At 58.9% G+C, this 13,078-nt stretch carries 15 protein-coding genes; all 15 read right to left on the reverse strand.

Features of this window, described 5'->3' with window-relative positions; genetic code table 11:
- Positions 1-3: 3 nt before the first annotated feature.
- A complete protein-coding gene (locus KPL76_RS06135) occupies positions 4-507 on the reverse strand; it encodes a hypothetical protein (RefSeq protein WP_216335577.1) in 504 nt (167 codons plus the stop codon).
- 32 nt (positions 508-539) lie between these two features.
- Positions 540-1,442 carry a glycoside hydrolase family 25 protein gene (locus tag KPL76_RS06140; protein ID WP_256438728.1) on the reverse strand — a complete coding sequence of 301 codons (903 nt, stop codon included), beginning with the start codon at positions 1,440-1,442 and terminating at the stop codon, positions 540-542.
- A gap of 43 nt (positions 1,443-1,485) precedes the next feature.
- Positions 1,486-2,109, reverse strand: a complete 624-nt coding sequence (locus KPL76_RS06145) for a hypothetical protein (RefSeq protein ID WP_216335579.1) — start codon at positions 2,107-2,109, stop codon at positions 1,486-1,488.
- Between the two features lie 10 nt (positions 2,110-2,119).
- Positions 2,120-3,001 carry a hypothetical protein gene (locus tag KPL76_RS06150; protein WP_216335580.1) on the reverse strand — a complete coding sequence of 294 codons (882 nt, stop codon included), beginning with the start codon at positions 2,999-3,001 and terminating at the stop codon, positions 2,120-2,122.
- Complete coding sequence (locus KPL76_RS06155; protein WP_216335581.1) at positions 2,998-4,128, reverse strand: hypothetical protein; 1,131 nt, start codon at positions 4,126-4,128, stop codon at positions 2,998-3,000. Before KPL76_RS06155 ends, KPL76_RS06150 begins: the two co-directional genes overlap by 4 nt.
- Positions 4,129-4,143: 15 nt before the next feature.
- Complete coding sequence (locus KPL76_RS06160; protein WP_216335582.1) at positions 4,144-4,983, reverse strand: hypothetical protein; 840 nt, start codon at positions 4,981-4,983, stop codon at positions 4,144-4,146.
- Positions 4,983-7,880: a hypothetical protein gene (locus KPL76_RS06165; RefSeq protein ID WP_216335583.1), complete on the reverse strand. Its 2,898-nt coding sequence runs from the start codon at positions 7,878-7,880 to the stop codon at positions 4,983-4,985. The genes KPL76_RS06160 and KPL76_RS06165 overlap by 1 nt, the downstream gene beginning before the upstream one ends.
- 210 nt (positions 7,881-8,090) lie before the next feature.
- A complete protein-coding gene (locus tag KPL76_RS06170; RefSeq protein WP_216335584.1) occupies positions 8,091-8,537 on the reverse strand; it encodes a hypothetical protein in 447 nt (148 codons plus the stop codon).
- A 68-nt stretch (positions 8,538-8,605) separates the two neighbouring features.
- Positions 8,606-9,316: a phage tail tube protein gene (locus tag KPL76_RS06175; RefSeq protein ID WP_216335585.1), complete on the reverse strand. Its 711-nt coding sequence runs from the start codon at positions 9,314-9,316 to the stop codon at positions 8,606-8,608.
- A gap of 109 nt (positions 9,317-9,425) precedes the next feature.
- Positions 9,426-9,875, reverse strand: a complete 450-nt coding sequence (locus tag KPL76_RS06180; protein WP_216335586.1) for a minor capsid protein — start codon at positions 9,873-9,875, stop codon at positions 9,426-9,428.
- Positions 9,875-10,195: a minor capsid protein gene (locus KPL76_RS06185; RefSeq protein ID WP_216335587.1), complete on the reverse strand. Its 321-nt coding sequence runs from the start codon at positions 10,193-10,195 to the stop codon at positions 9,875-9,877. Before KPL76_RS06185 ends, KPL76_RS06180 begins: the two co-directional genes overlap by 1 nt.
- A 9-nt stretch (positions 10,196-10,204) precedes the next feature.
- Positions 10,205-10,540, reverse strand: a complete 336-nt coding sequence (locus KPL76_RS06190; RefSeq protein WP_216335588.1) for a hypothetical protein — start codon at positions 10,538-10,540, stop codon at positions 10,205-10,207.
- Positions 10,540-10,824, reverse strand: a complete 285-nt coding sequence (locus KPL76_RS06195) for a hypothetical protein (RefSeq protein ID WP_216335589.1) — start codon at positions 10,822-10,824, stop codon at positions 10,540-10,542. Before KPL76_RS06195 ends, KPL76_RS06190 begins: the two co-directional genes overlap by 1 nt.
- Before the next feature lie 255 nt (positions 10,825-11,079).
- Positions 11,080-12,273, reverse strand: a complete 1,194-nt coding sequence (locus KPL76_RS06200; protein WP_216335590.1) for a DUF5309 family protein — start codon at positions 12,271-12,273, stop codon at positions 11,080-11,082.
- A gap of 8 nt (positions 12,274-12,281) precedes the next feature.
- Complete coding sequence (locus KPL76_RS06205) at positions 12,282-13,037, reverse strand: hypothetical protein (protein WP_216335591.1); 756 nt, start codon at positions 13,035-13,037, stop codon at positions 12,282-12,284.
- Positions 13,038-13,078: the final 41 nt, after the last annotated feature.

Genomic DNA, 13,078 nt, shown 5'->3' on the forward strand with positions numbered 1-13,078 from the left:
GGGTTACTCCTTATGTTTGGGGGTTTGGTCGATGATGCGGTTGGACGCGGCGAGTTCGATGTGTTCGGTTAGCTTCGCGGCCGTTTCAGTGGTGGTCTTCTTCAACGCGATCGCCTGACGTTTCACATGCCCGACATCGATCTTCACCGCACCAACGTCAATGCGGATCTGGGCTTGACCGTCCTCAAGGTCCGCGAGCTTCACGACAGCCTTAGATACTGAGTCATTCAGCGAACCGCCACCGTTCGGGCCGACCTGGTATGCGATCTTCGTAAGCTTTACCCCCTGACCATCGAGGGTGGCGTTCTGCTCGCTCAGGGTCGCGTCGGTGCGTTTCATGAAATTGGGAAGTTCCGTCAATGACTGGGTGAAAATCACTGCCGCTTGCAGCATCCGCCATAACGCTGGGATGACTTTGATACCAGCCCCCACAACCCCGAGAACAACAGAGACGGCGATCACCCACTGCAGCCACAGCCATGCTTGAGAAAAGTCGAGACTAGGCATGCGTTACCCCTCCCGGAGTGCAGGAAAGGGGTTTACGCAGAGCCGTCTTTCTTGGGGATGCCGTCAAAGTCGGGCTGGTTGACGTTCACGAGGCCGTGGCCATCGCTGATACCCCCCGAGACGGCGATGGAGTACTCGAGCTGCGTCATCACGCGACGTTTGCCGTCTGCGAAGTCGAGGTAGTACGGGTAGGCTGCGCCCGTCAGGGTTCCGAGAATAATCATGCCTTTGCTCCTTCTGAGTAGTGAATTGGCGACTTCAATCTGTCGTTCAAGGTCTGCCTGATTCGTGGTGGCAGAAGTGTCGGCGTGCACCGTCCCGAGGTACGCGGCAAGTGCGTCGTAGTTGATCAGGTTGGTGTCAACGCTCCCGCCGAACCCGGCATGGCGCGCTACCGACGTGTACTGCCAGAGAATGCGTGTTGCCCAAGGGCCGTTGCCGGGGTCCCTCCCAGGGGTGCCGTCGTTCGCACCGTAGTTCGCGACCCACAGCGGCGAACCGATATCAGAAACGGCCTTCCACTGCGGCTGAAACAGCAACGACGACGAACCATAGGTTGCCGGTGTGACGCCGATGAGTTCCTTGACCCGCTGATGGAATGCGATTACCTGATCGGGGTTCCATGCGTTAGGCGATTCGACATCAATCGCGGTCAGATCGCCGGGCCGGTAGTCGATGATCGACACGTACCATTCGGCAGCTTGCACAGGGTCTACGGGGCCGTTGAACAGGTAGGTTCCGAAACTTTTACCCAGCCGGCGCGCGTTGTCGCGGTTGAATGTGAGCTTGGAATCTTGAAGCATCCCGCCGCTCTCGAGCGTTCCCGCGCGCGCGATGACAAGCTGAACCTCATCGGACATCTGCGCATAGTTCGGGAACCCCTGCGCATAGGAAATATCTAGAGCAACCAATGGGTGGCCTTCCGTTTGTGGCACAAAAAAAGGCCCGCACGCAGCGGACCGGAGTTAGGGGATGAAGCTACGGCGAAACGTACATCGCCCAAACGCTTGTGCCGTTCTTGTTGATCGAACCGACACCTGACGCCGCCGTGTACTGCAAAGCCAACACAAGGTCACCGCCCGACCACGCAAACGGCGAAATGTACGAAACCGCCTCCGGCTGGGTCGTCAGTCCGTGCTGAATGTCAACAGACACCGACGCGCCACCCGCAAGCAGACGCAAGTTCCCCAAAGACGCAACCGAACCAAACAGGGAAGCGTTACACCCGATCAGGTAATTACCTGCCGGCGCGCCCGTGATCGTCCCACCCGCCAGCGACGCGAACGAACCTGACGTGAACGTGTCGGTCGCGTTCGCAGACACGCGAGGGAAAGCGACCAGAGGCTGTGCGACAACACGCGTCTGGGCAACCCACCCGCCCGACCGGTAAAGGTACGTGATGCCCGTGTCGGTTTCGTAGAACCGCAGACCTTCCCACCGGAACGCTCCAGTCAGGGCTGCACGGTCGGACGCTAAACCCACCTTGTAGTTACCGACCGTTGCAGCGTAAACGCCGATCTCGGTCAGGTCTGCCGCGTCAGCGGGAACACCCAACGTCGTGTACTGAGGTTCACCCTTCGGGCCAGTGTTATCGCGTGCCATGACGCTCCTTTTAGTATTTGCTCGAGATCCGGATAGTGCCCGACTGCCCGTCTTGGGAGAGGCTTGAAAAGTTGGTCCAACCGCCCGTGTTCGTCCCGACACCGGCAGAACCGCCACCCGTTTGCAGGGCAGAGCCGAAACTGTTCGGGAGCGTCACCCAACCTGAGATCGGCGGGACCGAAACAGACGTGCCGTATGAAGGCGCACCGCCTGGCATCGACTGGTAGCCGTGCAGGGCAATGTTGGTGTTCGCGTTGACGATGATCTGCGCAACCGAAAGGTAAAGCTCCACCTTCGTTACGACTGCCGATGATGGGAGGGTGTCGCTGATTTTCGACCCGTAGAACCATGCGCCCTGCCAATGATCTGATGAGATCACTTGGCCGCGTTTCCACGAACCGTACCCGTAAGATCCGGCGTCTACGGCGGTGAAAGTGTCCACATGCTGCACAGCCCCACCATCCGTAACAGGTGGCGGCACACCGGGAACGGGAGACGTTGAGAGGGGAATTACGGCCTTCCCGCCACCGTTCCACGACAGCATCCACACATCACTGACAGCAGGAGTGATACCGCGCATGAACGGGACCGTCACCTGACCGAAAACAGTATCCAACGTCACAAAGTTGCCCGACACCGAAACGACTGTGCCCTGCCCCGGTTTCATCACCGCAGACCCAACAACAAAATGGACCCCATCGAAGGACCACACAATTACGGTGTCGTTGACCTCGGGCAGGTAGTCGGATGCCACAGACGCGGTGAACGGCCCACCGCCAGAATCCACAACCATCTGCGTTTGCGTGGCCGAGATCATCCGTGCGACCGTCGAAGTGAACTTCGTGCGCTTCGCGATCTCAATGAGCAGTTTCTGGGTATCAGAATCGATCACGGCTGCACCACCACTGTTGTGTCCTGCAACGTGTCCTGTGTGCGCCGCATTCTCGTGACCCGTGCATAGAAATTGTCCACAACAACGCCCTGCACCATGCGGCGAACATCGAGCACGTCACCGAGTTCACGCAACGGGTTGAAAATTTCGGACAGCACAACCTCCACCGAACGCAACTTCGAAACACGCGGCAACCAGTTGTTCACAAAGCTCATCGCAGCCTCGGGGGTGTTCACGTACTGCGATGAGAAGAACATGGGGCGGCGTCGGAACGGCGACAAAGAACCGTCCACGTTCTGCGCCCTGAGAGGCCCGTCCGTGATCTCACCTGACGCAAGTACTGACTCTGTGGTGCCCGCATACGACCTAACAACCACACGGTTGTACACTGACGAGTTCGACATGCCCCGCGTCACACCGACAAGGGTTCCCTCATCGCCGCCCTTCAAAACGTCCACAGGCGACGGCCACACGTTCGGGCGCATCGAAACCGTCCCGTCGGGGGTCATATACGCCACAGCATCCAACGACCCTGCAAGGTCATAGATGGCATGCAGTTTGTCTTCCTGGTACGCAACCGAAGAACTGATCGGGGCGTCCGTGATAGTGCGTGTGACCGGTAGACCTGTCAGGCGTTGAATCTCCGTCCACACCGAGGACAGGTTCGGTGGTGAACCGGGAACGTCGAAACGGTCTGCCTGTACCGCATCGAACGCATCTTTCAACGTCAAATCGATCAGGTCACCCTTGGACAGGATCGCCGTGTTGAACACGAACTGTGTTGAATTAATATGCGGCGTTTCCGCTATTTCGTAATGCCCCAACGTCACCCGCTCAGCGAAACCCGGTCCAACGTTCACGAGCGCGTAGAGAATGATTTTCGTGCCGAAAGGGGACAAATAGTCACCAATAGCGGTCGGTGCGACGGTCTCAGCGAAAGCACCCTGATACACAATCGTCAGAGATGCTGAACCTTGCACAAGAGCGGTCGCATCATCATCAACAGTCACGTTCGTAACATCAACGTCGCGTAGGACACGCACACCGTCATAGAAGACATCCACGACATACCAGTGATCGAACGAACCAGTCAAAGCGCCGGTGAGAGAAGGCGTCCCATATCTCATGAACGACCCCTCTCATCAACCAGCTAGTCCCGCTTTGCTGAAATCCGCGTCACGGTCACCGCGTGTCGCATAGGCGGCGGCACGCGCACCACGGGTCGGGAATGCCGCATCAATATCTGCACGCCGCAACGTGGGAATGATCAGGCCCGGATATGGCGGCGCAACCTCATCGACTGCCATCGTGAACGTCAACAGGGCGTTCACGCCCGCGATGGTTTCGTGCGGGTCCAGACAGCCAGCGAACAGCAGTCTCGGGATACGAACCGGGCCAGGGTTTCGGATACAGATCACTGACGGGTAGTTGGTTGTGTACGAGCCGAACATTTGCCCGAACGTGTCTAACGCAGCCGTTGTGGGGAGACGCACCCGTAACGGCATACCGGTCAGGCCGCGACGTTGCCCGCCGATCGTGCGCCCGACAGTTGCACCTTCCGGCCACACCGTACTGCCGGGCGATGGCCTCGAGAAGTCGTCAGCGGACCCGAGCATGATATTCGCTGTCACCGCCAGCAACGGGTTCAACGGTTGGTGAATGTATGTGCGCGTGAAGAACAGGCCCGTTGACGTGGTGCCGGTGAAACCCAACGACACGCCTGCCGAGTTGAACTGTTCCGCCTGGTACGTGATTGTTGTGCCGCCAGGTGGTTCGTAGTCCATGACCGTCGCACCGCCGACCGCGTACAAGTTCACACCGCCACGCACACGGAACTGTCGCCCCTCAGAGACCCGGTACACGTTGACCGTCTGCGTGCCTGCTGCGAGAGCGAAGAACTGCACCAACACTGTCGGCCCGGCCCCTGCGAGTGGCACCGTTTCGTCGGGAATGTACGGGGTCAGGGTGGGTTCGTACACCATTAGTACGTTCCCCCCTGACGGCCCGACATTACGATCGACTTGTTCGCCGCCGCCGCTTTCTTGATCCTGAAATCCACCAAAGACGTGATATCGATACCGGTCTTGTTGACCACCTCGACCGTCACTGACATGGGCTGTTGAGAACCGTTCGAACTACCAGTAGACGGTTTGAGTACCATTCCTGCGTTCATCGCCTTCAGCACAGGCCGGTTCTTATCTGCCTGCCCGAACTTGTTCGAAACGACTTCCTCCCCGTCAGCGAGACGGAACAGGCCAGCCATGTCGGTGAATGCGTTACCGGGACCAGAAACAGTGCCACCGGGACCACCACCAGCGAGACCCGGGATGGTCCCACCGTCAGCCTTTTTCAGCATTGACCCGTCGCCTGGTGTCGGCAGTTGTGAATTGACGTACTGGGTGACCTGCTGCGTTGTCATCACAACGGTGATCGGGATTGTTTTCTGGATCTCCGCAAGCTTCGCGTTGAACTGGTCAATCTTCGCCTTCGCAGTGTCGGCCTCGAACTCAGCATGAGTTGTTGGAATGTTGGTCGGGATTTTGAAAAGCTCATCAACGTACTTATGAACCTGATCGGCGTCCTCACCGTGCGCAATTGCGTTATCGATGATCGTTTGCTTCATCGACTCCATCTTGGATTTGGTGTCAGCAACAGACCCGCCGTTGTCGCGGAAAGCCTGTGCTGACGCCTCAGCCGCTTGCACAAGGTTGATCAGCTCGCCTCGGTTTTTCACCGCCGCTGCGCTACCGTCATCCAGTGATGTCGTAGCCCGGTTGATGTTCTTTCCCGCCGCGTCCATGTGGTCAGCCATGTTCGCGATCTGAGAATCGAACTGGTTTTGAGCCGCCGCCGCGCTGATCGTCTTACCGTTCAGCGCATCTAGCGACTGCTTGAGCAGACCTGCCGCATCGTTCTGCAGATACATCTTCGCCGTAGCAATAGCCGTCTGGGTCGCGAGATCGGTTTGACCTGACATCGCAGACAAATACGCACTCTCAGAAACAGCAGCAGCAGCAGCATTAGCCAACAGTGCAGCCTTCTGCTCATCAGTCGAAATCGTCACCCCACCAATAGCGGTCTGGTAGACGTTGTACGCGGCGATCTGAGCCTGCAAAGCCGACGACTGGTCCTGATACCCGTTGCGGAGTTTCGTGGCCGCGTCAAGCTGCGCCTGCTGCTCGTTCGTCATCGTCTGAGACTTCGCCGTTGCCTGCGAAATGCTGTCAGTGATGTTCAACAGATCCCGGTTGAGTTCCTTCTGCGCGTCCGAATTACCGAGAGTCGCGTCCGTCACCAACTTCGTGGAGATACCCAGCTTGGTCGCCGCGTCATACGCGCCCAACGACTGCAACTGCTGGGCAGCTTTCGCCTTGATGTTGTCGCCTATGATGCCGGAATCTTCCTGCACCGCTTGGGAGTAATCCTGCATCGCAGCGGTCGCCTGCGAGTTCGACGCTGAAACGGCAATGAACACCGCCGACAGTGCAGCGACAGCCGCCGCGACCCACCCGATAGGGCCAAGCGCAACATCTGTTGCAACACCCACACCAGCGAGAGCAACCTGCAAACCCTCAAGCATCGGGGTGATGAACCCCCACGCTTTGAAAGCGATAGTCCCCCACGTGATCGCAGCTATCAAGGCGGACAGAACATCGACCGGGATTGCGTTGATACTGCCCGCAAGGACCGTCAAAACTTGCAATCCCACCGACCCCATCGGCGCCAAAGCCTCAAGAACGTGCATCACCATAGACGCGAGCTGCCCCAACACGCCTTCCACAGTTGGGAGTACCGACATTGCATAGGTGGCGAACCTTTGCAGCCCACCGTTCTGGGTCCATGAGTTGAAACCCTCAGCGAGCCGCTCAACATACGCACCAGCAGTCAACATCAGAGGGTTCAGAACCCTCAACGCCGTCAAAGCGCCGTTGAAAAGGTTGCCGCCCGTCTTACCCATCAGGCCCGAGAAATCGGCGATCTGTTGGTTCAGGAACGGCATTTGTGCTTGCGCGTCACCGACAGCCTTTTTGAAAGCACCCAGCATGGTGAGAGCGGAAGTCTGCGACAACTGGTTCAGGTCGCCACGCAACACACCAAGACCGTTACGGAACTGGTCACCCGCAACAGTGCCCTGGTTCATCTCGTTCCTGATACCGAGGATCGCCAGAACACCAGCCGTACCCATACCGGCAAGCGCGCCGGCGATACCGACAGCACCAGCAGCGAGCGGCACCATCATCGGCAACAAGATCGCGACCGCGCCCGCGATCTTGGCAGCTCGTGAGGCGTTCTTCTGGTTCGAGCTTGCCGCCTTCTCCGTGGACGCTGCAACAGTCTCGTTCGCTGCAGCTTCTTCCAGAGATGCGGTAGCGGCCTTCTTCTTAGACTCCACCAAGGCGAGTTCTGAGGCGGTAGCTTTCTCGTTCGCCGTATCAAGACGCTTCATCGTCTCAGACAGTGTGAGTTCGGCAGACGCCAGCTGAATGTCAGTCGTTTTGCCCTTTTCACGCAGAGCATCCAACTTCATCTGGTTCAGGCTTGCTCGCGCATAAGCACTGTCAGCCGCCGACATCGCCACAGCGAGACGTTTCTCAGCCGCAGCAACCGCATCAACACGCGCAGCAGAACCAGCAGAAGGCCCAACGTTCGTGGAAACTGTCGGCCCACCAGCACCCGCAGCGTCCGCAGCCGAATGCAACGCCTCAAGTTTCGCTAACGCTTCACCTGTCGAAGCGGAAACGGTGATCGTCGGGGACAGGCGGCCCAAACGTTCCGCTTCCGCCTCAGTGTCCGTGACACCTTTTATCCAGTCGGAGCGATCCATTTTCAGGATGCCCTGAATGGTGCCTACCGTTGTGGGACCTTCACTCATCGTCACTCACCGGTTCTTCCTCGAAAGTCTGGAAATGCCGCCACAACGGTGTTTCCGTCGAAAGCAACCCGTTCACACGGGCCTTGAACCAACGAAACGACTTCACATGCCACACGTCCTCAAGGTCCACACCCAGAACGGTGTGGAACGAGAACTCAACCAGCGGCCACACCTCAACAAGTTCAGCGAACGAAACCGGCCTACCCTGAGCTGATGTCAGGTTGTCGGGGAGGTCGTACCCTTCGTACCTGCCGTACTCGTCTTTTTCGCCCCACCCGTACTGTTCGAGCGCCGCGAAGCCCTGTTGCCTGTCGCCGCCTGCTTCTCCGTCAGGAGGGCGGCTAAACGATTTGGGTCAACACCCGCCTCCCATGTGGCCTCAGCCATATCGCGCCCGTACTGGTGGTCTGCTACGGCGGTGAGGCCGATGCGTTCCAGTGCCTTAGACGGAACACCGTCAGACAGCAACACTTCCCACAGCGGGCCGAGAACAAGCTTCCACAGTTCGTTTGGTGCAGCCTGGGCAGCATCATGGTCGCGGCCCGAAGCGAGCTCATCAAAGCGGATACCAGCCTCAATGCTCAGCGGGGGGACCGTATAGTTTTTACCGTTCACAGGGAGCACAAGCGGACCCGCCGTGAACTCTTGATAGTCCTTCAACATGGGTTACCTTTCGTTGGGGATGAGCCTGGCCAGCCTGCATCCCCACACAGGGCTGGCCAGGGGTCTAACTACGCGCCGCGTGTGTAGGGCAGCGGGGTAGCGTCAGGGCCGACCGCGTTTGTCACGAGGATCGGTGCGGAACCGGCTGAACCGGCAGGCATCACGGCCACAATGAGCGAGTCAGAAAGAACCGTCCATGTCGTCGCGTTCACACCACCGAACTTGACACCGGTCGTAGCGAGCGTGCCGGTGAAACCGGTACCGGCGAGAGTGACCTGACCGCCAACAGCCACCGCAGGAGGCGCAGCAGTGATCACGTTCGGGACGGCGGCGGCGACACCCGGGTTGGTGATCGTGGTGAGAATGCCGTCACCCTGCAAAGTGGCGGTGACTTCCTCAATGTCCGCGATGCCTGTCTTTGACTGGTTCCAGTCGACCAACGCACGACCGGACCAGTTACCGATCGTGGCACCGTTCCTGTCATACCAGCGCACATACGCACGGGCGGCGTCACCGAACTGAAACCGGGTGTTCTCGAGGATGAGCTGGCCGGGGTCGGAGGGGATGTTACCGGTCGTGTCGCGGGAGAACTTCACAACCAACTGCCACCCGGTGAGGGTCTTCTCGAACCCAGCGAAACCGCCGTTGTCGTAGTCATCGGTTGACTGGTTGGTGGCGTTCTCTTTCGGTGCGAAGTCGTTGATGTTACGCAACGCAGTCCATGACACGCCGTCAACGGACACGTCAACCTTGAACCTGCGGGCAAGAGCTTTTGACACAGTGAGCCTCCTAAAGGCATCGGGGCATGATGAATAAGCCCCAAGACGGATGCCGAGGGGTTGGGAGTGCCGCAACTGCGGCGACCTGTGGGGGAGGTGGTCTAGATGGTCACCACGAGCCGCCTGCGGGGCGCAGAACGGAAGGTGCAACAGAAACGTCTAGGTAGTACTGGTCAATCCGGTCATCACGTTTCAGGGCGTCCGTGCCCATCGGTGTGGAGACGCGGCGAAACATTTGTGTGATCGTGACCGTGCCGCACACATACCCGGTGAGACCCTGCAAGATCGGGAAAACCGAATCGAGGAGATTATCAACATCTACCGGGTCACCGGGAAAACCGCGGCCACGGAGTTGGACCATGACCTGACCGTCAGGCATCGTGATCGAGTCGCCCTGGTTCACCGCCGTCAACGTGACGATCCGGTCAGGTTTGTCAGGCCTTAGTTTCAGCACTATCGCGGTCTGCGAATCCGTGTACACCTCATCGGGGGTGTAGTCGATACCCAACCCGGCACTGGCGATTAGTTTCGCGAGACCGTCGAGAAGGTCGAAGTTCATCAGATCACCTTCCCGAGCTCGTCAGCGATGATCTTCAACACTTTCGGCGCCTCAGTGATCATCGGTTGTTCGAGGAACAACGCTTGACCGTGGGTGTGCCGGAAGTCGAGTCCGTAATGCTGGTATCTGGCGTACGGGCCGGGGTACAGGAGTCGCGCTTCGTCCGTGGTTGCTGTGACCGATGCTGAGCCCACAAGGTGCCCTGTTTCGATGGGTGTCAGGTCTGCGGAGACTGCTCTGACGTGTTCCATCGCTTTCGCGAGAATGCCGGGAAGCGCCGCGGTGATCTTGGCATCAATCGGGCCGAAGTCGATCGCCACGGACGTCTCCTATGTGAGGTCGATGACGATATGGTCAGGCAAACCCAACCCACCTGAGTCACCAACCGAGATCGCGGTCACACGGCCCACATCAAACGGGGTAGTGACACGCGCATCAGGGGTGAACAGGGGCAGATTGACCGGGAACGTCGCAATGTGTGTGTTCGACGGGACAGTCTCACCAGCACTGTTGCGGACAAGTTTGCGGGACATTTCCACCAGGCACCCATTCGGCGGCGCGAGAACCACGGGAATAGCGAACTTATCCACACCGGAACCGGTCTGCCCAAGGAACCGTTCAACCGTCACAGTGTGGACGTAGAACTCTGCGAAATCGTCGTCCATCAGACGAGATTCGGCCAAATACCGGGAGTGTTACCGTACCCGTACTCACGAGACGGCCAGTAACTGATGAGGTTCTGCTGCCGCAATTTCTCAACAGCATCCGGCACAAGTGTGGTGGTGGCCGATGCGAGAGCAGCAGCGGTCTGCTCAGCGCCCGCGATTGTCACTGATGCGCTCAAAATCTTCTTCGAAGACCGCACACCGCCCTGCTGGATGCCACCAGCGAGCGGGTCGATTTTCAGTGCGGCGAGAGCAGCAGCCTGGATGCATGTCGCGTCGTTCATGCACTTCAGAATTTTCGGGTCAGATGGTAGCCCGGTTGACGTGTCTGTGGCGTACACAGCCTGCCGGGTCGCTTTCAAAACCATTGATGTTGCCTTCCGCAGCAACGGTACGGCGTTCGTCGGCGCGACGGCACCCGTCCATGCTGCCAGGTCCTCCGCCGTAGCGAACGTGTCAGGGACAGTCCAGTCGTACACGGTTACCTCCTCATCAAGTGGGGATGCTGGGCGGCAGGATCACCACCGCCCAGCAAGGTGTTACAGCAGCGGCAGGCCGCGGTAGAGACCGTGTGCGGTCTCCTTGCCATACTCAAGCCCGATCTCGCCGTAGATCTGGACCTCATCGGAGGCCCCAACCTTGGCGAGAGGTTCCTCGAAGAAGTGACCCTTGTTCGGGACTTCGAGGAACACAGGGGTGAGCTGCTCGAGCGAGGTGACGAGCAGTGCGTCGGCGGGCATGAAACGGTCGAGCATGACGTTGAACGTTGCAACATCGGACTCGATGGTCGTGAAGTTCACACCACCAACAGTTCGGGAGGTCTCATGAAACTGTCCGTACGCGGATGCGTACGTCTTCGAGATGTTCCGCTTCTGCGTCGAGTTGACGATGATCGTCGCCATGTCGCCGTCTTCGAGACCACCGTTGTCGAACACCATCTGGAAGAGGGTGTTGTAGAGGTCAGTGGACAGTGTGGTCGCTGTGGCAGGCTTCGACAGCGACACGGTTGCCGTGCCGATCGTGATCGGGGTGCCGCCTGCTGCAGATGCCACCTTGAACGCGTTCGTGGACTGAGCGACCACATAGTAGGTTCGGCCAACGACAAGCGTCGGGGATGCACCCACGTCCGAGAAGATAACCTTGTCACCGTTCGCATACGTGGTAGCGGTGTCCGTGATCGTGTCCGTCGAGGCCGACTTGCCGGTCGACTGGATCAGCGGGGCAACAGTGATCAGGTTCGTCTGGACCGCCTGCAACAGCCCACGAGTCTTACGAGGCGTGGTGTTGTCAGTCGGGGACTGGTACTGGCCGTTGATGAACGAGAACTCAACATCGCGGGCGATTTCCTTGATCTTCGCAGCGACCTGATAGTCGAGTTCGTTCTGCACGGGCTGGACACCGGTCGCGACGTTGATCGAGTTGATGGCACCAGTCGCGGACTGCTTGGTGTAGCTGACCGACGCTTTTTCCTGATGAATTTCTGCGACGTTCGACACGACCGAGCGGACACGGTTGTCAGCGGTAGGTGCGACGGCGCCTTCCACCTGTGTGTTCTGGCCTGCGTTGCGCAGGTCATCGGTCTGCCACGTGAACGTGGTCGCGTCGGCTTTCTTACCGCCGGTGAGACCTCCGATCAGTGACAGGAGCGGGGTTGTTTCGGGGGTGAGGTGGAAGAGTTCTCCCACATAGTTGGGCAGACCGAAGGTCGTACCCATTCCGGCGATACCGGCCATGATGACTCCTAAGAGGTAATGCTCAAAGCCGAGATTCGGCGTTTGAGGCTGATGACTGTTTGGTAGTCGTTCGCCTTCTCGGCGGCAGCGAGCTGCGCTTGGAGGGCTTGCGCTTGGCCACCCTGATGTTCCGAGCCACCTGAACTCGAAGGGGTTGCCTTCAGTGCTGCGTTCGCCTGGATCGCCGCCGTGATTTTGGCTGTGATAGCCGCTTCATCGTTCGGTTCTACCGAGGCGATGGAAGTCATGAACTCCTTGTTTGCGAGGAGTAGTTTCGGGGAACCGCCGAGCGCCGCGGCTTGCACTGCGACAGCGGTTGAGAGTTGCTGGGCGACAAGATTGGATTGCGCCTTCGTCAGGCTGCCGTCCTGCTCCGTGATCTTGGTCGACAGTTCGGTTATCTTCGCGCTGAGCTTCGCCGGGTCGGTTTCGACTTCATCACTCCCGGTGAGAAGTTTCGCGATACCTGCGAGAGCATCCTTTGCCGCCTTCTCTCCTGCTGCCGTGGTTGCGGTGGCGATGTCGGCCTCGAACTTCGTACGCTGCGCTGCTAGGTCACCGCGCAGATTCTCTACGAGCTTGAACGCCCGCTCAGGGTCGAAGTTCTCTTTCGTCCACGGGGCACTCTCAGCGCTACTGCCCGCGTCGCCTGCCCCGTCGCCCGCAGTCCCGTTGTCACCGCCGTCACCGTCAATGAACCTGATGCCCATCCAGTCGAGTTTGTTCTCGAACCGCGGGCCGTAGACGGGTGCTGTGGTGGTCATGATTGTTCTCCTTTGAGCGCCTGGCTCAGTCGGGGTGATGG

The sequence above is a fragment of the Subtercola sp. PAMC28395 genome, from assembly GCF_018889995.1.
In the GTDB taxonomy this organism is placed as follows: domain Bacteria; phylum Actinomycetota; class Actinomycetes; order Actinomycetales; family Microbacteriaceae; genus Subtercola.